Source organism: Vibrio sp. 10N.286.55.E10, from assembly GCF_002872555.1.
Taxonomy (GTDB): Bacteria; Pseudomonadota; Gammaproteobacteria; order Enterobacterales; family Vibrionaceae; genus Vibrio; species Vibrio crassostreae.
On sequence record NZ_MCSD01000004.1, the window covers coordinates 197,592 to 220,586 of the forward strand.

Below are 22,995 nucleotides of genomic sequence, written 5' to 3' on the forward strand. Positions count from 1 at the left end.
ATACAATAATAGAAGAATGGTTGAACAACAACGAATTAGCCCATACTTATCTAGTTAGATGCGCGTGTTTTTAGGGACTTAATTATATAAAACACCCGTCAATTTGAATATTTCCGGCCCACGCAGCCGATGACTGCGTAAAACTAATTATTCGCTAATAATAAAAGCGAAGAGGTGCACTTTATGTCACTGTTGAAGGCTAACGTAAATAATTCAATCACCCTACATAGTACGACAATGAATAAAGGAAAAGGTATGAGCATGGACTTGCGTCAACAATGTGATTTGTTGCTTTCCGGTCATCTAGAACCGACACCTGCACAAACATTCGCTCAGATGGCTGAATGGTGTGAAACACATAATGTGAGCCATGATAGCTACGGTGATGGCGAGTTTATCGAGAGCTTTGAAAACAAGGTCGCAGAACTGCTTGGTTATGAAGCCGCCGTGTTTGTGATTACCGGCACTATGAACCAACCCACAGCGTTAGAAATTGCGTGCCAAGAGAAAAGAAACCCAGTAGTAGCGATGCATGAGTCGAGTCATATCATGCGTCATGAACGCCAAGGGTATCAGCTCCAAAATCGATTCAACGTACTTCCGGTCGGCAACGTATTTCGCACTTGGAATGTCGACGACTTAAAGGCTTGGCCTGATGAGATTGCCGCGGCATTGTATGAACTACCGATGCGAGAGATTGGTGGTCAGCTGCCTGAGTGGGAAGAGCTTGAAGCGATAAAGCAGTACTGCAAAGAACAATCGATTCATCTGCATATGGATGGTGCGCGTTTGTGGGAGTGCGGCGCGTATTATCAAAAGCCATACAGCGAGATTGCTAAGGGGTTCGATACGGCTTATGTTTCGCTGTACAAAGGGTTAAACGGTCTTGGAGGTTCACTCTTATTAGGTGACAAGTCTTTCGTAGCAAAAGCGTCGGCATGGATGAAGCGTCAGGGCGGAAATGTTTATCATCGCACGCCTTACGTGGTTTCGGCAGCAATGCAGTTTGATCAACGGATTGAGTTGATGCCAGCATTGTATGAGCGTACTAAGCAAATCTATCAAATCTTACAAGATTACCCGCAGTTCAAAGTGAACCCGCAGGAACCCCAAGTAAACATGCTTCACCTCTATTTACCAGTGAGCTATGAAGACGGTATTATTGTGAGAGACAACATAGCGAAGAAATACAAGATTTGGATAGGAAACCCAGCAATCAGCGAGTTGCCAAACCAATGTAAGATTGAATGGTATGTTGGTGATAACTTACTGAATCTGCCTGATCATGATCTGATCGACATTCTTGATTTTATTAACGAAGAGCTGATTTGATTAACGAAGAGTTGAATTGATTACATGTATTGGTTGATGTACACGTCGACTAAAAACATGAATACAGGCACTGTGCTGAGAAGTCCGAAGAAGACGATTGGCACCCAGTTCTTCATTTTCTTTTTAGGTTGCTCAGTGTTGTTCATAAATTCGGCCTTAAATTAGTTGTTGTAGCTGTTTAGCTTTGTGATACTAAAAATCTACGAGCATGGTATCAAATAAAATCGATGATCCCTATGCGGATTTGGCGTTTCGTGGTGTGTATCAATCACAGAAAATGTAGGCGATTCATAAGCGGTTCATAAAGGTTCAACAATAATGAACCTATTAGAACAAGTATTGCCTTATTCGGCATATGAAATAAACAGCATTCAAAGATTTGGAGAAGACAACATGAGAACAATAGGAAACATCATTTGGTTTCTGTTTGGTGGCGTATTTATGGGATTGGCATGGTGGTTCTTCGGACTGTTCGCATTCCTAACCATCGTTGGTATTCCATGGGGTAGAGCGTGTTTTGTTATGGGTAACTTCTCATTCTTCCCATTTGGTCAGGAAGCGATTTCACGCGATGAACTGACCAATGAAACTGACATCGGTACCAGCCCGCTAGGTGTGATTGGTAACGTTATTTGGTTCTTATTTGCGGGAATCTGGCTTGCGATTGGTCACATCATGTCAGCTGTGGCGTGTTTCATTACCATCATCGGTATTCCGTTTGCGATTCAGCACCTTAAACTAGCGGTTATCTCCTTAGCGCCAATTGGTAAAACCGTAGTAGATAAGCGCGAAGCGGAAGCTGCACGAGTGAGAAATTACAAAGGTTAAGAATTTAGTTTAATCTTTATCTGAAACTAAAAAGCACATCATTTGATGTGCTTTTTCTTGGCTCTTGGTTCTCGGTTTGTCTTATCAAGCTTATCTAACCGCTATACGTTATTGAACAAGACTTCAATTCGAAGCGTGATATTCGCTTCTTCCGTGTGCTTCTCATAAGGTTCTCGTTCCCATTGATAACGAGGAGTGAGTTCGTAGAACAGCCATTCTTTCCATACGTTCTGCCGGTAAGTAATCGAAACCTGAGCGTATTCGTAGTGATTATAAGGCTCATCCGTTGCATTAATCGTGGCGCTATATTGGAGTGCTTGGTCTTGAGAAAGGTAATGATACAAGCTTAATCCCGTACCATAGGTCCAACCTTTAAGATCGTCGTTATACCCAGCAAAACTTGACCATCGGGCCAGGAACTTATCACTGAGCGATAGGTCAAAATCAATATCAGTGATCTCGCCAGTTTCTTGTTTTTCCTGATAAATACGCTGAGTTAACCTAAATACAACATCGGTTGTAAGAGGGTAGGTAAAGCGGTAACGAGCTTCGATGCGTGGTCGTAATGTCGCCTTAATATTGAAGCTGCTATAGCCTTTGGCGTACGCGTCGTAACGCAGACCTAACGCACTTTCTAATTCATCTGAATCATTCGGAAAAAAATCCAAGAACTCTTCATCGCTGACAGACTCGTAGATTAATTTCAGCCGCTTGCTCACAAAGGGAAGGTGTAAACGCGCTTTGAGTTTTGTTGAGTAGTCGACATCACCGCCTTCTGAGTAAATGAAATCGTTGTACCAACGCACAGAGGTACCCGCACGAGCGTCTTCAGTTATTCGGTCATCCACAAAGAAGCTGTCAAACCACAACGCAGGTTGGCAAAATTTACTGTTCAGGAAATGGTAAGCTTTTTCGACAGGGGCGTCTTCTAACGGCTGACTGTGACACTCATTTTGTTCCTCTGCTTGAACTGAGTATGAAATGAGTGACGCCAATAATGAGGTGCTAGCTATCCTACGACTCAATGGAACCTGTTTGTTATTCTACATATCAATAGTTTGACTATAACCAAGCGATTGCAACAATGCGAATTTTTAGTGATTAGTAAAGAGGCGAATACTTGAAAGGGAGTGGACAGAAAAAAGAAAACGGACTCAGAAGGTGAGCCCGTTTGTTTTAGTTATAAGAAGTGACTTGTATCTAGATTACATTGCCGCTTCGAAGATTGCTGAGATTTCTTCGTGAGTCGCTTGTTTAGGGTTAGTAAAACCGCATGCGTCTTTCAGTGCGTTGTCTGACAATGTAGGAATGTCTTCAAGCTTAGCACCAAGTTGCGCGATACCGGTTGGGATGTTCACGTCGTTTGCTAGTTGAACAATCGCGTTGATAGCCGCTTCTGCGCCTTGTTCTGCTGTCATACCTTCAACATTCACGCCCATTGCTTTTGCAACATCACGTAGACGTTCTGGGCACACTTGTGCGTTGTAGCGTTGAACGTGTGGCAGTAGGATAGCGTTACATACACCGTGTGGAAGGTCGTAGAAACCACCCAGTTGGTGCGCCATTGCGTGAACATAGCCAAGAGAAGCGTTGTTGAAAGCCATGCCAGCCATGAATTGTGCGTAAGCCATTTGCTCACGCGCTTCAATGTCTTCGCCGTGTGCTACTGCTGTTCTTAGGTGTGCTTGAACAAGCTCGATTGCTTTAATTGCTACCGCGTCTGTAATTGGCGTTGCGGCGATAGAAACGTAAGCTTCGATTGCGTGTGTTAGCGCGTCCATACCCGTAGCTGCAGTCAGTGATGCAGGTTTAGCAAGCATCAACTCGGGGTCGTTTACTGAGATAAGCGGTGTTGTGTGCTTATCAACGATCGCCATCTTAATGTGACGCTCTTCATCGGTGATGATGCAGAAACGTGTCATTTCAGATGCTGTACCTGCTGTTGTGTTGATAGCAATAAGAGGCATCATAGGTTTTTCAGACTGGTCTACGCCTTCGTAATCAGCAATCTTACCGCCGTTAGAAGCAACTAATGCGATACCTTTTGCACAGTCGTGTGGAGAACCACCACCTAGAGAAACAACAAAATCACAATCGTTGTCAGTCAGCAATTCTAGACCATCGTTCACGTTAGTGATGGTTGGGTTTGGTTGAGTGCCGTCGAATACAACTGCGTCTACGCCGCGCTGGCTAAGAAGGTCTTGTACCTGCTTAACTACGCCAATTTGATTCAGGATCTTATCTGTAACGATCAGACCTTTTTTAAAGCCTTGAGACTGGATGCTATCAGCAGCATCTTTCAAACAGCCAGTGCCCATGAAGTTGATTGTAGGGATGTAAAATGCAGTAGACATTGGAAAACTCCGTTAATTATGATTTTTAATTTCCTACATGTTGTCGGCATTCAAGTGGTCGACCATTGATCTGGAACAACTTTGATTTCGAACTAACACTTTCTGGTTAGTCGTTGTGATAGGGCTCATATAGCAATCGTTTTTATGGTTTTCTGGTGTGTTCTTTGTCAGTAGTGGATAGTGATAAATTGACTCGATCAGAAACAGAATTGCGCTCTATAACAATGAAAAATAAGCTTATTCACTGAAAGTCGGTTCAATTTCAGCCAGGGTTGAGCTTTTCTCTGAGTTATCACTGCATTCAATTTGAGGAGCTTGTGACTCTTCAGTGTTAGGGGTGTCTTCTGGTTCCTCATCATAGTATTTGACAAGAAAAGGGGTGAGCATGACAGATGACGGTAAAAAGTGCTTCATAATACCTCCCGGTACCTAATGTGTATTTCTTGTATGGTATTGGTTTAATATGTGGCAAAATTTGCGATACATCATGACTTGTGGCTTGTTTTCTATAAATTATTAGATTTATATACAGGCTCACAGATTTACGAGTAAAGCGATTGCCAGCCTACAAGGCGAAAAGAAAAATTAAGCAAAACTACGATAAAAACAGACACAGCATTGCTCAACAGCGCGAATAACAGGACAGAAAATGAAGTACGATTGGATATTCTTTGATGCGGATGAAACCTTGTTCCACTTTGATGCTTTTCAAGGAATGAAGCTGATGTTCTCCCGTTTTGGTGTGGACTTTAGTGAACAGGATTATTCGGTTTACCAAGAGGTTAATTTACCACTTTGGGTAGATTACCAAGATGGGCGCATTACGGCAGCTCAACTGAAGCACGCGCGTTTTGAAAGCTGGGCAACAAAGCTAGAGACAACAACAGCAGAACTAAACAGTGCATTTTTGACCGCAATGGCAGACATCTGTTCGCTGCTTCCTGGTGCAAAAGAGTTGATGGAGTCTTTAAAAGGCAAAGTGAACATGGGCATCATTACCAATGGTTTCACCGAGCTGCAATCTATCCGTTTAGAACGCACTGGAATGACAGACTATTTTGACCACGTGATCATCTCTGAAGAAGTGGGTGTTGCTAAACCAGATGCTGAAATCTTTGAACATGCACACAAGCTTGTTGGCTTACCAGCAAAACAACGCGTATTGATGGTCGGAGATAACCCACATTCAGATATTCTAGGCGGACTAGATTTTGGCATTGAAACTTGTTGGTTAAACAGTCAAGAAAAGGCAACGCCAGCGGGTATTAACCCTCATTATCAAGTTAAGTCTTTAGCTGACCTGCAAGCACTTCTATTGGCATAATTGCTAATTGCTTTTAGATTTTTGAGTGAATGATTGATAGCCGAGTGCAGTTATGTGCTCGGCTACTTATTTTTACCTACTGCAAGTTATCGATAGTGGTGCTTAAGCCTATCTTTGCTTTAAGCTCGCTTTAATTAGACCATTACAATAAAGAAAAGGAAGAGGCGTGCTGAAATCTCATCGCCATAGCTGCTACGGCATTGCTGCCATTTTACTTTGGAGCTGCTTAATTGCGCTTTCTCGTAGCGTATCAGAACAACTAGGCCCAATCGGTGGCGCTGCCAGTCTTTATACGGTGAGCTCAATTTTGTTGGTCTGTGTTATGGGTTTACCTAAGCTGTCACGCTTCTCTAAGTCGTATCTGCTGATTGGTGGTGCTCTATTCGTTTGTTATGAGATCTTCTTGGCTCTGGCTTTAGGGATGGCAAACAACCGACATCAAGCCTTGGAAATGGCGGTTATCAACTACCTTTGGCCTGCATTGACGGTGTTGTTTGCTGTGCTGCTTAGCGATAAAAAGATTAACTGGTTGGTTTACCCAAGTATCTTCTTAGCCTTCTTTGGTGTGGCTTGGAGTATCAGCGGCGATCAGGGGCTTTCTGTTGATCAAATCGCAGCCAATATTGCAACTAACCCTAAAACCTATTCAATGGCGTTTTTCGGCGCGATTATTTGGGCGGTTTACTGTAATTACACTCAGAAAGTGGCGAAAGGGCAGAATGCGATTGTGTTGTTCTTTATCGCGACTGCAATCACCTTATGGATCAAATACGCATTGAGTAACGAAACCGGCATGGTGATGACAACCAATGCTGCAATTGACTTAGTGCTGGCCGGTGTGTGTATGGGCGCAGGTTACGCGCTTTGGAATACAGCGATACTTGGCGGCAATATGGTCTTCCTAGCGACTATGTCTTATTTCACGCCTATTTTTGCGACCTTACTGTCTTCCATGATTTTAGGTTTGTCACTGAGCATGACGTTTTGGCAGGGCGTGTGTATGGTCACTGTGGGGTCACTGGCTTGCTGGTGGGTAACAAGAGAAAAAAAGCCGACGGTTACGGCGTCGGCTTCTAAAAAGGTTCAATCAGAGTCTTAGTTCGCGAGAAATTGATTGGTTAAGTCTTGGTTCTTAACTTTCGACTTTTAACTCGCGATATTGAGATTCAATTGAAGTTCATAAGGCATCTTCGATAAGCGTCGCTTAAGTTGGCGGCGCGTTCGTTCAATATCATCGACTGCAATGGCTTGTTGGTCGTTGGTATGAATATCAACGTTGATTCTTAGCTCAGGACCAACCTTAGTCACACCCATCAGCTCCAAATCTTGATCCGCTTCTTTGTCTACCGCGACAACGTTCTTATCCACTGCATCACAAATATCTTTGGTCGCCGACATCATAAGTAGTTCGCGCATTGCTTCACGTAACATGTCGAAAGGTACTTTGATGAAGTAGAAAGACATTAGTAACATCATCATAGGGTCGGCATACACTGCGTAAGCCGCAAGAGGTGAAAACGTCATTGACCATGCTACTAAGAAACCAGCGGTTACCGCTACACTCAATAGTGTATCCATCTGCCATTGTTTAGACTCGGCCTGAACCAGCCCTGAAGAGATACGTTTGCTCTTGTTAGCGATGTACCACCAAGCGTAACCACAACCCAACACATTGAAAATACCAAACAAAGTTGCGATAGAAGCATCCACCTCACGACCGCCTGTCATCAAGGCACCAATCGCAGAGTAAAGTGAATAACCAACCACAAGCAGAATCACAACGGCTTTAATGGCAATAACAATCGGTTCGATAATTGCTCGACCAAACGGGAACTCAGTGTCCGAAGGGCGATTGATGTATTTCGAGGCCGCTAGTGACAATAAAGTTAACAGTAAGCTGATAAGAGAATAAACACCGTCAAATACTATGACCAGAGAGCCAACGATAAGACCCAACACCAATCCGCCAATAGCGAAGCCTGATGCTAAAAGGGCTGAGAACAATAGTACTCGATTTTCGTTTTGGCTTTTCCTGTCACACATAATATTTTCCAGATGTTTTTGATAACTTCATTGTTCTAATATTGAGCTAACTTTACAAACTTTATCTGATGATGTTTATATGTCTTATTTAACCAATACATATAAATCCATTAAATTCAGTGGTTTAAGTTGAAAGTCGGGTGTCAATAAAACTGACGTTGAGTGTTTTTTGGGGATGATGTGCAACTGAAATAGGATCGTTTATGATTAATAAAACACATTAGTCGCTAAGGTCTTATTAGTCCTCTAGATTTGGCTGCGACTGCGATGGACAAGGAATGAATCGATATGAAGTTTGACGATATCAATGATAACGAGTTGTGGGCGATTGCTAACCCGATCATGGATAACCTGATGGATGGTTCAACCAAGGTTGATCATGAACAGCACTGTCGAGACTTTACTCAAAGAATGAAAGACATTGTTACGCCAGAATATTTAGAAAAGGTGTGTCACCATTATCAGCACAGTAATGGCTTTTTTGCTGAGCGTGAGCCAGTGGCGATATTCAGACGCTCTGATTCCATCGCCTTTGTCTGGAAGCAAGCTTACACCATCGCAAAAGGCGAGTTTGTCGCCGAAATGGTATTGGTTGAAGAGGATGGACGCTACTTAGTGGATCACGTAATGGTTTTCTAAACGGTTTAGTCTTTGGTTATATCAGAATTAGGCTGCATCAGTCTTAGACCGCAAAAGGCGGCGCAGGCAATAGCTCGCGCCGATCTTATATTGGGAAGATAAAATTAGATATTGGGAAGTTAAAACTAGAAATCAAACAAGTAATCACTCAGCTGATCAGCCAACCAATTCATTCCTGGATGTTCGGCCATGCCAGCCGCAGTAAACATACAGTAGTCTTCTTGAGTCAGGCCATATGTGTGTTTGATCACCGCTAACTCTTGTTCACGTAGCAAGTGACGAATCAATGGTTCTGGCATTACGCCCCAGGCCTCTTCACGTAAAATCGTATCCAACATAAAGTCGAAGCTAGAGAAGCCGATGTAACGGCGCGAGAAGGGCTCAAGTTCAGGGTTATCCTTTTCATTAAGGTAAACCATGGTCGCTTGCATCGAATTTCTTAGTACTTCATCAGACACTCGTCGCATCGCGCTCAAATCATGCCCTTTCTTACAAACAGACATCATTCGAATCTTACCAAGTGGGTTGTAGATAATTCTTGGGTCATCGACACGTTCGTAATCGACGCCAAATGCGAAGTCGACTTGCTGAGTTTCAACTAGGTTAGCTAAATCGCCGCTCGACGCGAGAACGAAGTTGAATGAGGTCGAAGGGTACTTGTTATTGAGAGCGTGCGATAAATCCTGCCACATCTCATCGGGTAATGAGTCATCTCGTGCAATCCAAATCTCGGCGTTGAATTCGCCAGACACATGCAAGCAGGTTTGTTTAATACGTGCCGCTGTCACCAACAGGCCTTCGCAATCTTTGTAAATCGCTTTGCCTGCTTCAGAAAGTTCAACGTGGTTTCCGCTACGTACAAACAACTCGACATCTAACTCTTTTTCCAAGGCTTTAATCGACATGCTGAGCTTAGTTCGGTTGCATTCTAGCTGGCGTGCAGCTTCAGAGACTGATCCTAAATCAGCAACGGAACAAAAGGCTTGGACTTGAGAAAGGTTCATTTCATTTCCATATTAAGCGGGGGGGCTGGTGCATATTATCTGAATATTGTGCTGACTATCTTAGAAATAGTCCATCTTTGCATGATAACTCTATGACGAATTGACTAATTTGGTTTACTCTGGGGGGGTTCCGAACCTACAAGAAGTAAAGATGGAGGCCATGATGGCGAAACAATGGGACGAGTACGCCGTTGATTGGGATAAAGATCCCGCGACCGCAGTATTCGCACAGTCCGTATTTGACCAGTTAACACAGCTCGTTGACTTAAACGGAACCCGTGTCCTTGATTTTGGTTGTGGTACAGGACTACTCAGCCAGAAAATATCTCCTTTAGCAAAAGAGATCATCGCACTCGACATCTCCGAAGGGATGATTGAAGAGTTAGATAAGAAAGAGCTACCTAACGTTGAACCGGTTGTTGATATTTTATCGCGCGGACTAGCAGCGCAGCACCCAGCATTCAGAAACCAATTTGATCTAGTGGTAGCCTCTTCGGTGTGTGGTTTTATCCCGAACTTACAAGACACAGTCAGTCTGATTTACACGCTGCTTGAAAATGACGGCACGTTTGTACACTGGGATTGGTACTTAGAAAACGGCAGTGAAGACTATGGCGTAAGCCAACAGCGCTCAGAGAATGTCTTGAGTGCAGCGGGCTTTGCAGTGGTTGAAGTCTCTACACCATTCTCGGTTGATACACCACAAGGTGAGTTAAAAGTGCTGATGGGTGTTGGACGTAAACAAGTACTTCCTCACCTGTAATTACTGCATCATGTGTAATTAAGAGTATTGCCTTTAGCTAACTCTGACAGCGCTAACCTAAATAACGAAACCCACATTAACGGCCTTAAAGCCAGTTATGTGGGTTTTTCTATTTTTACGGCTTCGTGTTTTAAACGGACTATTCCTATTCCTAGTGTCTTAATGCCGGCTAACTTCAAGTATCTAATTTCCATTTTGGAAAAGCAGTCTTGCATACATTTCATTAGTGGAAATGTAACGGTGAGATATAGAATAAGCCCATAACAATTTTAAGGGTTTAATCATGAGCCACCAATCTGCGTCATCTACTTCTTCACCACTTTCAGAGCAACAACAACGCTTTAGCAATATCATTTCAGATGCCAATCTGTCTCCAAAACAGAAATCGAGTTATCTTGCCTTAGAAGCTGAAGCTAGCCTACCGTATATGCCGGTAAGCAATGAAGTAGAGCAAGCCTTACAACAAGGTGTGCTATGTGACATGTTTGAAGGTCACGCCCCATTTAAGCCGCGCTATGTGCTTCCCGATTATTCTAAATACTTACATCAAGGCTCAAAGTATTTAGAGCTTAGCGCGGCAACTAATTTCGACGAAGCATTGAACATGCTGACCATCCTTTATCATCACGTTCCGTCAGTGACTTCCATTCCGGTTTACTTAGGTCAACTGGACGATGTGTTGATGCCTTTCGTTGGCGACTTAACGGAAGAGCAGGTTTATCAAAAGCTTAAGCTGTTCTGGATTATGTTGGATCGCACGCTGCCAGATGCCTTCATGCATGTGAATATCGGCCCTACAGACAACATCATCTGTCGAATGATTTTACGTGTCGATGCTGAGCTCAAGCAGATCGCACCTAACTTAACCTTTATGTACGACCCTGCAGTGACGCCTGATGATCTGTTGCGTCATGCAGCAAGCAACATTTGTGAATGCAGCAAGCCACATATCGCCAACTACCCAGCACACGCTGCGGCATACGGTGATAAGCGCTTTGGTATTGTGAGCTGTTACAACTCTCTACCTTTGGCGGGTGGTTCAAATACGCTAGTACGTATGAACCTGAAACAAGTGGCGTTAAAGTCTGAGGAAAGTGTCGATTTCTTACAACAAGTATTGCCGAACTACAGTAGCATCATGGTTGAGTTGATGAACGCTCGTAGCCGCTTCTTACATGAAGAGTCTAACTTCTTCGAAGGCTTCTTAACCAAAGAAGGTTTGATCGAAGAGGATCGCTTTGCGCCAATGTTTGGTATTTACGGCATGGCTGAAGCCGTCAACATCTTGATGGAAAAAGAGGGTAAAGCAGGGCGTTATGGTCATGATGAACAAGCTAACCAACTTGGGCATCGCATCTCTGAAAAACTGGCTGAGGTCGTTGAGAACTCAGAAGTGAAATATGGGCTAGAAGGCAAGGCTTTACTACATGCTCAAGGCGGTATTAGCCTAGATGAAGATGTGACTCCTGGTGTGCGTATCCCTTATGGAACAGAACCTGATCCTGTCTCTTACGTGCGTGCTACTGCGGGTCACCACAAGTTCTATACCTCAGGTATCAGCGACATTCTGACCATCGATGAAACAGTGAAATCTAACCCAGAAGCGATGTTTAACTTGTGCAAAGGCGCAATCCAAGCTGGTTACCGTGAGTTTACCGCTAACGTTGCATCGAACGACTTAGTTCGTGTGACGGGCTACATGATTAAACTGTCAGACATTGCTAAATACGACGAGCAAGGTTCGCGTACTAACACGACTTTCTTGGGAGCTGAAGCAGCGAAGAATACGGGCATTTTAGAACGTAAACCGCGCGTCGCGAGCTTAGAGATGTCGCCAACGTACGAATAGCGCCTTAATATAACTATACCCATAACCAAACAATACAAATTATGAAAGTTTCTGATCTAACAACTCGAATGGCTAGGGTTAAAAATAATAAGACAGAAAAACAAGCGAAGGTCAGCCGTGTGCTGACCTTTTCTTGTGTTGATGGCCCGGGAAATCGTTTAGTACTGTTCCTACAGGGGTGTAATTTCGATTGTATAACCTGTCACAACCCACACACCATTAATCACTGCAACCACTGTGGAGACTGCATCAGCGGGTGTCCAAGCGATGCTCTAAACATGGTTGATGGCCAAGTGAAGTGGGACCCAGCAGCCTGCACCAACTGCGATCAGTGCATTGATATCTGCGATCACAAGTCGAGCCCGAAAATTACCACAATGACGGTCTCGGAAGTACTTGAACTCGTTAGGCATAATCAGTTTTTCTTAAGTGGCATCACCGTTTCTGGCGGTGAAGCGACCATGCAACTGCCGTTTATCATCGAACTGTTTGAAGCAATTAAAAGTGATCCACAGTTAGCGCATCTCACGTGCTTTATTGATAGTAATGGTTCGCTGTCACTGCAAGGGTGGGAGCGAGTATTGCCTTATCTTGATGGTGCGATGATTGACCTAAAATCATGGCAATCGGAAACACATCAATGGTTAGTGGGCAGAGGCAACCATAGGGTATTTGAAACCATTAACTACTTAGCAGATAAAGGAAAACTGCACGAAGTTAGGTTGCTGCATATTCCGAATAAAAGCGACCTTGAAGATGAAATTGAACAGGTGGGACGCTACTTGAAGATTCTACCAAGTGATGTTCGAATTCGACTGAATGCGTTTCAACATCATGGTGTGATTGGCGAAGCGTTAGATTGGCCGAAATGCACCGAACAGCAGATGCAGAGCTTTCACGATAAGCTCTACACGATAGTTCAAAGACCTATGCAAACGCCTGAGGTCTATACCTAGCTTTTAAATTGTTTAGACGCTCAGCCAGGCTTAAAACAACGTTAAATCATTAAAAGGATTAAGCTTCTAAGAACAAGTCGCGCAACCATTTGATGGCCTGATCATTCATATTTGGCTTGTTCCACACTAAGCTGTACGCCACCTTACCGTAATCAAAAGGCAAGGGTTTGCTCACTAAGCCCTGAGCTTGCTTTGCATGCTTAACCCACTGCTTCGAACAAGTGAACAGGAAGGGAGTATGATGACAAAGTACAGCCGCAGCCCCAAAGTCCGCGACCGATATGGCCATTTCTCTAGGTTTGTGACGTTGTACCAAGCTTTGCTCAAAGTAAGGTTGAGACAGTTCGTTATCTAAAATCCCAATGTGCTTGTAATCTAGGTAGCCTTCCACCGTCAGTTCTTGCTGAGCAAGAGGGTGGTGTGCGCCCATTAAACAAACCATCTCGTCAGGAAGAATTGTTTCCCAAACCAGCTCTTTGTTGTCGGTCGGCGGCTGAGATATATCATGGGGCAACAGGATCAAGTTCACCTTGCCGCTAAGCAAAGCATCGAAGCCGAGCTGTTGTTTCGAATAGATGTTGAGTTTGGCGTTTGGTGCGAGTTCAGTGGTGATTCGACTTATCTTTGAGGCAAAGACTTCGAAGGTACTTTCGCGCATCGAAAGAGAAAAACTGCCTTGGTACTCTTGAGGGCTAAAACTCTTCTGATGGAGCAATCCATTCATGCTAGAAAGAATCGCGTGAACCGTTGGTGCGACTTGAAGCGCAAAGGGAGTCGGGATGAGCTTGGTCCCATCTCGGTAGAACAGTTCGTCATTTAGGATGCCACGTAGCTGAGACAGAGTTTTACTCACACTCGAAGGGCTGACACAAAGCTGCTCAGACGTTTGAGTAACACTGTGGGTGTTCAGCATAATATGCAGCGCAGTGAGGTGCTTAAGGCTCACTCTCGATAAGTGTAAGTAATCCATGTGTGACTCACGTATTCAGGTTGGCTTGTGATTTTGCATGAATGACAAAAACGAACAAGCCAAATCGGATTAAGGTTATTTGCGAGCCAGCTTATGGTGAGCTCGTGAAAAGTGGCCTGCACAGAATGCACCGACAATCGATAACTCGCCAGCCAAACACAGCGCAGCACACACTTCGGCTAAGGCTTGTGATTTACCATTACCGTGTAGTCCTAACAAATAGAGACATGCTTTTTGGCTTGGTAATCCAGTACCGCCGCCGACAGTCCCTAACATCAGGTTAGGTAGGGTCACGCTCGCGTATAAACCGCCTTCTTTGTTCAGTTCCATACGAGTCATACCAATCGCAGACTCAGCAACACACGCTGCGTCTTGGCCACAAGCAATGTAGAGCGCTGCTAGTGCATTCGCGTAGTGGGCATTGATACCAATCGTACCGCTCAGAGCGCCGCCAACAGTGGTCATCTGGCCAAACTGAACCATCTTCTCTGGTGTGGTGTGAAGGTACTTAGCAACAAGCTCAGCAGGAATGTTTACTTCGGCTGTTACCTTTTTGCCACGAACGCTGCGTAAGGTTTGGGTATTGGCTTTTTTGTCGCCCGATAAGTTGCCATCAAGAAAAGCATGGTCAGGCTTAACTGGTGTATTTTCAATGATGTATTCAAACACAGCATTAGTTGCGATGGTTACCATGTTCTGACCAGAAGCGTCTCCAGTTAGAAATTCAAACACCAAGTAGACATGGTTGCCTTCGATGTTGATGTTGATGTCGGTAAGCTTGCCGTGTGAGGTTGTTGATTCTGCCAAGATCTTGAATTGGTCATATTGAGTCACAGCCCAAGCCACAAACTGCCCAGCTTCAACTAATCCTTGGAATGCGAAACCAGGAGTACGCGTTACACCTTCATTGAGCAACATAGCACTTGCGCCACCACAAGCCGTAATCAGTTTGGAACCACGATTGTAAGAGGCGACAAGCGCTGCCTCTGTGGTTGCGAGTGGTACGAGGTAATCGCCCTTAGCAAATAAGCCATTGACTCTTAATGGGCCAGAGACACCGACAGGCACTTTAACCGTGCCAATGAAGTGTTCGATGTTTTTTTCATAAGCTTGAATCTGACTTTCGGTATGGGAGTCGAGTAGCTCTTTTTGTGATTCTGAGTTATCGAGAGCAGTCCAACGGCGTGTGAGATTCTTTTCTGTCAGGTAGGGGCTAGGTGTCAGTTTATTTACTGGCTTTTCAAAATGAGGTTGAAGCTTTTTTTCTAATTCGTCTGCGGAGATGTCGCCTCCTAAAATAGAAACATAGTCACGGCGATGCAGATTTAGTTTTGGCATAAATAGTATGAAGTAAAGTTTGTGCAGAAAATTGGTTTGCGCTGATTCTACCGAGTAATAAACCAGAAACAAGCGCCTGATATAATGAGTTACAGTTTGTGTGGTTGTTGAAGCAAAAAGCAGCAAAGTTTCGCAAAATATAGGCTGTATTTGAGTGTAATTTAGATATGAATGTCGAGAAGGCTACCGATGGCTTCGTTTTGACGATCAACCACACTCGCACCAACGCGGTTGTAACTTGCACTTTGTGTCAGTTTAATCAAGGAATCGGTTGAGGATGAAGCGGGTTCAGGTTCTTTATCTTTAAAGGAAATGGATTGTTCAGGCTCTATTTGATTAAAGCTGAGATCGCTAACTTGGAAAGTGTCGTCGGATTCTAAAGAGTGTTTGGAGGCTTGGTTGAGCTCGATTGCAGCTTCTTCAGCCATGTTAGTTGACTGCTGAATAATCGCGTAACCAGATTGAATACCAGATATCGACATAGCAGAACCTTTTATTGACGTATGAAATGAGTCTAGGCGGACGATATTTTGAGCGCAATGGTGAACAGATGAAATTTACGGTGAAAATGTGAACTTAAGCTAAAATAGTGATGTCTGTCTATTAACTGAACAGGTCATTTAGCGCGTTTAACTCTTCTTCAGTAAGCAAACAAGGCTTCTCCGTTTCAAGGTTGCCGTCGATTTCACCTTGAAGTGCTTTTAATTGCTGTGGACTAAGAAGCTGTATTTGCTGCTTAAATGCTTCAAATTGCTGTGTGTTCATAATGTGACCTTAGTTCAAATCCATATGCTCTATAGAGCATAGCCTACTGATACAGGAAATCAAACAAGATTAATCGAATATTAAATGGTGTTTGAAATTTCCTGAAACTAAGACAACTATAAATTCCTGTGGTCGTTTTTTGTCCGAGAAATGTTAGGCAAAGTTAAGGCTTGGTCAATCAAAGTCAGAGAATTCCTACAATGTAAAAACTCCTGTAACCCTTGTGGCATAAGGGTAGGCAAGTAATTGCTCTACCCAGTTTGGGGTATGGGTAAAGCAATGTATAAATACGGCTGGTGATCAAAAGGTGAGCGATTGGCGTTATCTTTTTGTTTTTACAGTATTTTGTTTGTTACTCATGAAGCTTCTGTTTCAAACGGTTTATCGATCTTAACCTTGACTGCAAACTTGGTCGCTAAGGTATGCAGTTCTGGAAGCATTCGATAAATCAAATGGAGCTGCTGTAGAACCATTCTGACAGAACTCTCATCTTCTTCTCGCCACTCACTCAGACGTTTATCCAGTTCAGGGTCATAAGCGTTTTTCACTTCACACTGTTCTTGATGAGAATAGAGTTGATCATTTAGAGCGTCTAGATGCTCGTGGATTACTCTGTGCGCATCTAACACCAGTTTGTGTGTCGCCTCATCATCAATACGTGTTCTGTGAGCCCCCAGAGCCGAAATATAGCTGAGTAGAGCGTGGTTGAGTGTTAGGAATCGGAAGCTCTCATCTTCAGAAGTACGGTACTTACCGGGTTCAACCAGCATGCTACTGATAGCGGCAGTTAGGTTTGCATCATTATTATGGGCACTACGACGAGCGATACGATAATTGAGGCTGTCTTTCTTACCGACACGGTATTGACCAATGATCTGAGCGAGATAATTCTTATTGGAATCGAGCGCATCCGCCATCACTTTGTGCAGTCGCTTCGATTGCCAATCCGGTAATACGTAAATGACCGCAAGTACGGCGAGGGCACAACCAATAAAGGTATCCGCTAGTCTTGGTAACACCACCGCGTAGCCTTCTCCTAATTGGTTAAAGCAGAAGAGCACAAGCAGTGTGATAAAACCGGTCGCGAAGCCGTAGTTATTGATTCGGAAAGCAAAGAACATCACGCCACTGATCACAATGAACACCAATTGGCTTTCTTGGGAAGGAAAGAAAGTCAGTAGCGGTACGCCAACCAATAGGCCTGCCACAGTACCAATAACACGGGCGGTCAGCTTCTGGCGGGTTGCGCTGTAGTTTGGCTGGCAAACAAACAGTGTTGTTAGCAGGATCCAGTAACCACGCTCAATATTAAACCCTTGGATGATTCCGTAGCCGAGTGTCAGCGTGATCGCCATACGAATCGCATGACGAAACAGCATAGAGTCGGTATGCAGATTGGCTTTGATTTTGTGCCACATTGCCGTCAACGTGTGTGGGTTGGTGTCGTCTAATACACCTTCTTCAATCTTCTCTGCGTCTGGGTTACTGATATTCGATAGCTGTTTTTCAACCGTTGCCAGGTTATTGAATAAGTAATCCAATTGATTTAACAGCGATTTCCACTCGGGCTTGTTCTGTTGGTGTAGATGGTTAAGTGAAGACATCAGCTCATCAAGTGCCAGTACAGATTTGTCACCATGTTGGTATTCAGCGCCCACTTTCAATGAGCTCGCCACTTCTTTACAAGCTGTGGCTTGGGCTTCCAGTAGATACTTAAATCGGAACAACACGTCAGAACGTTCAAAGTGCTTTGCCAGTTCTTGATAACGATAATGGCTTGAACTTACGCGTTCATGAATATCTTGTGCGATGAAGTAGGTATTAAGAAATCGGTCACTTGGTCCATCAATGTGTCCGCGTTTAGAGCGATTAAGTAGTGTCGCTTTACACATGTTGAGTGCATTAACGGTACTCGCGTTGAGCTTGGCTTCAATGATGCGGTGTGGTTGAGGAATCAAGTCTGAAACGGGGTAGAAGAGTTCCGCTTTTGAATCGATGTAATTACCGATTTGATCGAATACCGTGGCTAAGTTTTGCTGCACAGGTTGCATTGGCCACACTATCTGCCAAATCATCGACATGAAGTAGTACCAAGCGGCACCAGTTAACAGTAGAAGCGGTTGAAACCAAAGGTTGGTGCTCTCATGGGCACCGAGCATGGTATAGATGGCAACTAAGAGAGAACCAAACGCGATACTCGCGTATTTAGGGCCAATTGCCCCGAGAATGATAAAGGAGAAAGTTGAAACAAAAAGCCCTATCGCAAACAGCCAAGGCGTATTGAAGAGAAGCTCAATAGAGAAAGCCGCAACCGCGAAACAGATAAAGGTCAGCGTAAGTGCTTTTAAGCGTCCGGTAAAGCTGTCATCGCTTTCCGCAAGAGCCGCTGCAATGACGCCTAAGATCAAAGGCGTGATCAGTGTGTTTTGTCCATAATACCAAGCAGGCACCACCACACCGAGCAGAGTGATGAGAATTAATACGCTGTAATTTATGGTTTTATTCGCCCAATAGAGGCGTAATTTGGCTGAAAAGTCCACAGTCGCTCACTTGACACACTAAAAACCATAATCCTAACAGAAATCAAGCACAAGAATTTGATACTTATCCATAATTGCCCGTAGGTGGTCATGAAAGCGTCGATAAGATATGAGATATTATTAATTCTCATTGCATCATGATATAAATTCAATATTCCCAATTAAGAGCACACTCCAATGCAGCTAAGCGCTAACAAGACTGCACAGTTTTTTATTCAAAATGAATATCATCAGGTTGAACTTGATGGTCCACGCTTGCTGTTATCTTCAGTAGGCAGTGAAGAGCGTATCCCGTTTACTATTTGGAGTGGCAAGATCGCGATCAAACGCGGATTGTTTTGGGGCTCGCTACAATTTTTTGCCAATCAACAAGACGGAACACAGCGCAGTTGGTTAGTACAAGGCCTACCTTGGGATCAATGCCGTCAATTTGCACGCGCATCGGTTGCTGCTTATCAGAAGTGGCATGACACACAATGTGAACAACTAGCTGAGCACGTTCCTCAATGGGAAACCGAATTAACGCGTCTTGAGCAGCTACCAGCCTTTCTACCGCATTCTAAAGTTAAGACTTGGGTCGATATGGTCAACTCAGGTCTAGAAAACATGACCATGACCCTTGAGGAAGCGGCGCAGCGCATGCCAAATCGCATTGCTCGCATGCAGCCATGGTTGTCTGAAACGGAAATCAAGCAAGCTGAAAGAAATCAGCAATGGCTAGAGACCGAGCGAAAAAACTGGGAAGTATTGTTCGCTCAATGTGAATCGTCACCACTGAACTTATCGCAACAATATGCGGTGTTGATGAATGATGATCACAACCTTATTTTAGCGGGTGCAGGCTCAGGTAAAACCAGTGTTCTAACGGCTCGCGTCGCGTATTTACTGCAAAGCCATCAAGCTCAAGCTGAAGAGTTGTTATTGCTCGCCTTTGGTCGTGAAGCGGCGGAAGAGATGAAACAGCGCCTCGACAGTAAAATTGGTTTATCAGCAGAGAAGGTGCAAGTCAGCACTTTCCACCAGTTGGGTTTAAAGATACTCAATCAAGTTGAACCCGAACGCGTGGTTATTTCTCCACTCGCGCTCGATGATAATCAACGCCAAGCATGGTGCATTGATTGGTTGAAAAAGCACTGGATGACACCGACCAACTTTAAACGTTGGCAAAAACATTTGTCTAAATGGCCAATCGCTTATTTAACCGGTGACGATGAGCTTGGTAGCCACGTTTCAAACCTCAAGTTGATTGGTTGGCTTGAAAAGCAGCTTGAACAGTTGAATGCGTCGGGCTTAACCAAAAAAGAAGTACAGCAACAGCTGATTGATCACCGAGACTATACACGTCTTAACAGTGAGCTTTCACTGTGTTGGCCATGTGTGACAGCGTGGCAAAAAGAATTGAAAGAACAGAATCATATCGACTTCTCAACCATGATCAGCCGAGCGACTCAGTATATTGAAAAGGGCAAGTTTATCTCGCCTTGGAAGTTCATCATGATCGATGAGTATCAAGATATCTCGCCAGATCGTCTTGCCTTGGTTGAGGCGCTTTGCAATCAGTCTAAAGCCGAGCACCAAGCCTCTATTTTTGCTGTAGGTGATGACTGGCAGTCAATCTACCAATTTGCAGGCGCCGATGTGGATCTCACGACCGGCTTTAAAGACCGCTTTGAGAGCTCGACGATTCATCACCTCGATACCACTTATCGCTTTAACAATCAGTTAGGTGCGGTTGCCAATCGCTTTGTACAAGAAAACCCGATTCAATTGCCGAAAGAATTGAACAGCTTCAAACAACAGAAGCAGAAGGCGGTGTACAGTGCGCCAAGCAAAGAAGTTGAGAAGATCCTCGACCAATTGAACCGCCAATCTAAAGGCAAAACCAATAAATCGGTGCTGCTACTTGGACGTAATCATTACCACAAGCCAGAGTTGTTGGAAGACTGGAAGAAGATCTTCACCTCCATTGATATCAAGTTCATGACTTGCCACGGCAGTAAAGGTAAAGAGGCGGACTTTGTCATTATTCTTTGTGTTGACGAAGGACAGTTCCCGACCAAGAAGAAACAGCTGCATATTGATGGCGCATTGACTGAATCATCAGACGCGTTCCCTTATGCGGAAGAGCGTCGTTTGTTCTATGTAGCAATGACGCGGGCAAAAGAGAAAGTATGGATTACGCACAGCGGTGACGGTTCTGGCTTTGTGCAAGAGCTGCATGGTTCTGATTACCCCGTTGTTCGTAAAAAGTGATGTTACTTGACGTAATTGTCTAATATTAGATCTTCAAGCCCTGCCTTAATATCACAAGGCAGACGCATAAAGCATAAGGAGTTTGCTATGGAACACGGCTCTATTAACTACATTGAATTTGCTGCGAAAGACATCGCAGCAACTAAGGCGTTTTTCAGCCAAGTGTTTGGTTGGCGCTTCGAAGACTATGGCCCTGAGTATTCTGCTTTTGAAGGTAAAGGCTTAATGGGCGGCTTCTATTTGGCGAATCTTGCATCGAATACGGATAACGGCGCAGCGCTGATGGTTTTCTATAGCCAAGATCTTGAGCAAACTGAACGTGACGTGATGGATGCTGGTGGACAGGTAAACCGTGAGATATTCAGTTTCCCTGGTGGTAGGCGCTTCCATTTTAGAGAGCCAAGTGGCAACGAAATGGCAGTGTGGAGTGACAAGTAGTCCATATTCCTATATTCAGACGAACAAAAAGCCTGCGATTGTGCAGGCTTTTTAGTATGTAACGTATGATTCAGTCAAACTAAGCGTTAAGTACGTTCAGCAAGATACGCTTCGTAATCTGGGATTTCGATGATCACTTCTTCTTCAAGCAGTGAAGAGTTAAATAGGAAGTTAGCGGTAGCGCGGTTGGTTGCTACAGGAATGTTCCAAACACTTGCGATACGAAGCAGTGCTTTTACATCTGGGTCGTGTGGTACAGCATTAAGTGGATCCCAGAAGAAAATCAGCATATCGATTTTGCCTTCAGAGATAAGCGCGCCAAGTTGTTGGTCACCGCCCATAGGGCCGCTGATCATGCTCTTGATTGCTAAGCCTGTCTCTTTACTCAGCAGAGAACCAGTCGTGCCCGTTGCGTAAAGGAAGTGCTTTTGTAGTTTTTCTTTGTTCTCTTTGACCCATCTTAGTAGCTCAGGTTTGAAGTGGTCATGAGCGACCAAAGCGATATGCTTGTGCGTTGGCATAGTGCGCGTCGTTTTTTGCATGAATGTTCCCTAAATTGTTGTTTCGTTTTTATTGTTTTGAGTTCTTCAGCCAATATAGCACTAAGGATTCACACTGAATACCGGACGAAACTCAGAAGGTGACAATGAGTCGGCGATAATTTGATCTTTGAGTGTTGCTGGTGTCAGCGCCTCGATAATCGGTGCGCTGTGTTGCTCGTAAGGTTGACCGCGTAAGTAACTCGTGGCTTGTTTTACCGACAAGCGACCTTGCTCAACCATTTTATCTGTTGGTGCAAAAAGTACCTTGTTACGAAGTAAACCACGGTAGGTTCCGTGACTTAAGTAACTCGAAATTAACCCAATCTCTTCTGTTTTATCGGCCGCTCGTAGCTCACTGATCGCTGCTTCAATCGCGACGGCACTTCCCACAATATATTTAATATCCGGCTGCTCAATGACTTGCTGTACTAGGTTTCTCTGTAGTTCTTTATCGTTATCTGCCCAATAGCTGATCGCAATTTTGATATCGCTCGACTTGATCGCATCATAAAAGCCAAGTGCAACAGGCTTTGTACCGCCACTTGCTTGAGGGCCAAGTAGCAGGGCGATAGGCGTTTCGCCGGATCCCTTTGGGTGTCTCTTTGACAAAAACTCGCCGACTTGAAACCCCATTTGATACCAGTCGACACCGACGGTGCCTTTCAATACCTTTTGTTGCTCTTCATTGACGGTTAACTCATTGACTGTCGCAAACACAGGCGTTGAGCCAACCCAATCAGTAAGGTTGTCATGGTAAGCATCAGGTGAAACTGTGCCAAGAATAATGGCATCGGCTCCCCATTGTGTGCAAAGCACCAGTTGCGAGGCTTGTTTGGCCACGTTGGGGTAACCGCCAGCTTCCAAAACTCTTAGTTCCACTTGCTGCTTTTCTGCTTCAGAGATCATTCCATAGTTTACCGACAACCAATAAGAGTCTTTGAGGTGCGGATAAATGGCACAAATTTTCTCTTTGTGTGATGTGGCTTCGGCGGGTTTTATTGGGCTCAAAGGCTCGCTAGCACTTGCGACAGTAGTCACTGAGGCCAATAGTGAGAAA

23 protein-coding genes are annotated in these 22,995 nt (G+C 44.3%); 10 read left to right on the forward strand and 13 right to left on the reverse strand.

The window, feature by feature from the left end:
• Window positions 1–255 precede the first annotated feature (255 nt).
• Window positions 256–1,332, forward strand: a complete 1,077-nt coding sequence (locus BCV39_RS04480; RefSeq protein WP_102431503.1) for a beta-eliminating lyase-related protein — start codon at window positions 256–258, stop codon at window positions 1,330–1,332.
• Between the two features lie 20 nt (window positions 1,333–1,352).
• On the opposite strand, the gene BCV39_RS23410 is transcribed toward BCV39_RS04480, so the two are convergent.
• On the reverse strand, window positions 1,353–1,478 hold the full coding sequence (locus BCV39_RS23410) for a hypothetical protein (RefSeq protein ID WP_017060906.1): 126 nt from the start codon (window positions 1,476–1,478) through the stop codon (window positions 1,353–1,355).
• Window positions 1,479–1,725: 247 nt separating this feature from the next.
• Between BCV39_RS23410 and BCV39_RS04485 the strand changes: the two genes are divergently transcribed.
• Window positions 1,726–2,160: a YccF domain-containing protein gene (locus BCV39_RS04485; protein ID WP_102431528.1), complete on the forward strand. Its 435-nt coding sequence runs from the start codon at window positions 1,726–1,728 to the stop codon at window positions 2,158–2,160.
• Between the two features lie 101 nt (window positions 2,161–2,261).
• Here the strand turns inward: BCV39_RS04485 and BCV39_RS04490 are convergent, their stop codons facing one another.
• The 3 genes from BCV39_RS04490 to BCV39_RS23105 form a co-directional block, all read right to left on the reverse strand.
• Entirely contained in the window at window positions 2,262–3,185 is a 924-nt protein-coding gene (locus BCV39_RS04490) for a hypothetical protein (protein WP_102431504.1), read from the reverse strand.
• A 180-nt stretch (window positions 3,186–3,365) separates the two neighbouring features.
• On the reverse strand, window positions 3,366–4,514 hold the full coding sequence (gene yiaY, locus BCV39_RS04495) for an L-threonine dehydrogenase (RefSeq protein WP_048660391.1): 1,149 nt from the start codon (window positions 4,512–4,514) through the stop codon (window positions 3,366–3,368).
• Between the two features lie 237 nt (window positions 4,515–4,751).
• Complete coding sequence (locus tag BCV39_RS23105) at window positions 4,752–4,928, reverse strand: hypothetical protein (protein WP_170960783.1); 177 nt, start codon at window positions 4,926–4,928, stop codon at window positions 4,752–4,754.
• Between the two features lie 235 nt (window positions 4,929–5,163).
• On the opposite strand from BCV39_RS23105, the gene yjjG reads away from it, so the two are divergent.
• Together yjjG and yddG are read left to right on the forward strand one after the other, a co-directional pair.
• A complete protein-coding gene (gene yjjG, locus BCV39_RS04500; RefSeq protein WP_102431505.1) occupies window positions 5,164–5,838 on the forward strand; it encodes a pyrimidine 5'-nucleotidase in 675 nt (224 codons plus the stop codon).
• A gap of 166 nt (window positions 5,839–6,004) precedes the next feature.
• Window positions 6,005–6,937, forward strand: coding sequence for an aromatic amino acid DMT transporter YddG (yddG, locus tag BCV39_RS04505; protein WP_102431506.1), 933 nt, complete (start codon window positions 6,005–6,007; stop codon window positions 6,935–6,937).
• Between the two features lie 47 nt (window positions 6,938–6,984).
• Here yddG and BCV39_RS04510 read toward each other — a convergent pair whose 3' ends face one another.
• Window positions 6,985–7,881, reverse strand: a complete 897-nt coding sequence (locus BCV39_RS04510) for a cation diffusion facilitator family transporter (RefSeq protein ID WP_055319427.1) — start codon at window positions 7,879–7,881, stop codon at window positions 6,985–6,987.
• A gap of 288 nt (window positions 7,882–8,169) precedes the next feature.
• On the opposite strand from BCV39_RS04510, the gene BCV39_RS04515 reads away from it, so the two are divergent.
• On the forward strand, window positions 8,170–8,520 hold the full coding sequence (locus BCV39_RS04515) for a hypothetical protein (protein ID WP_102431507.1): 351 nt from the start codon (window positions 8,170–8,172) through the stop codon (window positions 8,518–8,520).
• Between the two features lie 125 nt (window positions 8,521–8,645).
• On the opposite strand, the gene BCV39_RS04520 is transcribed toward BCV39_RS04515, so the two are convergent.
• Window positions 8,646–9,524 (reverse strand): LysR family transcriptional regulator, encoded by an 879-nt coding sequence (locus BCV39_RS04520; protein ID WP_019825766.1) that lies wholly within the window; start codon window positions 9,522–9,524, stop codon window positions 8,646–8,648.
• Between the two features lie 163 nt (window positions 9,525–9,687).
• Between BCV39_RS04520 and BCV39_RS04525 the strand changes: the two genes are divergently transcribed.
• The 3 genes from BCV39_RS04525 to BCV39_RS04535 all read left to right on the forward strand — a co-directional run bounded on the left by BCV39_RS04525 (window position 9,688) and on the right by BCV39_RS04535 (window position 13,092).
• On the forward strand, window positions 9,688–10,287 hold the full coding sequence (locus BCV39_RS04525; RefSeq protein ID WP_102431508.1) for a methyltransferase: 600 nt from the start codon (window positions 9,688–9,690) through the stop codon (window positions 10,285–10,287).
• A gap of 283 nt (window positions 10,288–10,570) precedes the next feature.
• On the forward strand, window positions 10,571–12,136 hold the full coding sequence (locus BCV39_RS04530) for a YjjI family glycine radical enzyme (RefSeq protein WP_102431509.1): 1,566 nt from the start codon (window positions 10,571–10,573) through the stop codon (window positions 12,134–12,136).
• A gap of 41 nt (window positions 12,137–12,177) precedes the next feature.
• Window positions 12,178–13,092 (forward strand): YjjW family glycine radical enzyme activase, encoded by a 915-nt coding sequence (locus tag BCV39_RS04535; protein WP_102431510.1) that lies wholly within the window; start codon window positions 12,178–12,180, stop codon window positions 13,090–13,092.
• A 58-nt stretch (window positions 13,093–13,150) separates the two neighbouring features.
• Here the strand turns inward: BCV39_RS04535 and BCV39_RS04540 are convergent, their stop codons facing one another.
• The 5 genes from BCV39_RS04540 to yccS all read right to left on the reverse strand — a co-directional run bounded on the left by BCV39_RS04540 (window position 13,151) and on the right by yccS (window position 18,705).
• Entirely contained in the window at window positions 13,151–14,062 is a 912-nt protein-coding gene (locus BCV39_RS04540) for a LysR family transcriptional regulator (RefSeq protein WP_102431511.1), read from the reverse strand.
• Window positions 14,063–14,137: 75 nt separating this feature from the next.
• Window positions 14,138–15,400, reverse strand: a complete 1,263-nt coding sequence (locus tag BCV39_RS04545; RefSeq protein WP_102431529.1) for a hydroxymethylglutaryl-CoA reductase — start codon at window positions 15,398–15,400, stop codon at window positions 14,138–14,140.
• Window positions 15,401–15,561: 161 nt separating this feature from the next.
• Window positions 15,562–15,882 carry a hypothetical protein gene (locus tag BCV39_RS04550; RefSeq protein WP_048660381.1) on the reverse strand — a complete coding sequence of 107 codons (321 nt, stop codon included), beginning with the start codon at window positions 15,880–15,882 and terminating at the stop codon, window positions 15,562–15,564.
• 121 nt (window positions 15,883–16,003) lie between these two features.
• Window positions 16,004–16,165: a hypothetical protein gene (locus BCV39_RS23110; RefSeq protein WP_165690294.1), complete on the reverse strand. Its 162-nt coding sequence runs from the start codon at window positions 16,163–16,165 to the stop codon at window positions 16,004–16,006.
• A gap of 356 nt (window positions 16,166–16,521) precedes the next feature.
• Window positions 16,522–18,705, reverse strand: coding sequence for a YccS family putative transporter (gene yccS, locus BCV39_RS04555; RefSeq protein WP_048660380.1), 2,184 nt, complete (start codon window positions 18,703–18,705; stop codon window positions 16,522–16,524).
• Between the two features lie 177 nt (window positions 18,706–18,882).
• On the opposite strand from yccS, the gene helD reads away from it, so the two are divergent.
• Both helD and BCV39_RS04565 read left to right on the forward strand, forming a co-directional pair.
• On the forward strand, window positions 18,883–20,958 hold the full coding sequence (gene helD / locus BCV39_RS04560) for a DNA helicase IV (RefSeq protein WP_102431512.1): 2,076 nt from the start codon (window positions 18,883–18,885) through the stop codon (window positions 20,956–20,958).
• An 87-nt stretch (window positions 20,959–21,045) separates the two neighbouring features.
• Window positions 21,046–21,396 carry a VOC family protein gene (locus BCV39_RS04565; protein ID WP_061038423.1) on the forward strand — a complete coding sequence of 117 codons (351 nt, stop codon included), beginning with the start codon at window positions 21,046–21,048 and terminating at the stop codon, window positions 21,394–21,396.
• A gap of 86 nt (window positions 21,397–21,482) precedes the next feature.
• Here the strand turns inward: BCV39_RS04565 and BCV39_RS04570 are convergent, their stop codons facing one another.
• Window positions 21,483–21,938, reverse strand: coding sequence for a methylglyoxal synthase (locus BCV39_RS04570; RefSeq protein ID WP_017064778.1), 456 nt, complete (start codon window positions 21,936–21,938; stop codon window positions 21,483–21,485).
• A 60-nt stretch (window positions 21,939–21,998) separates the two neighbouring features.
• On the reverse strand, window positions 21,999–22,976 hold the full coding sequence (gene torT / locus BCV39_RS04575; RefSeq protein WP_230682676.1) for a TMAO reductase system periplasmic protein TorT: 978 nt from the start codon (window positions 22,974–22,976) through the stop codon (window positions 21,999–22,001).
• Window positions 22,977–22,995 lie beyond the last annotated feature (19 nt).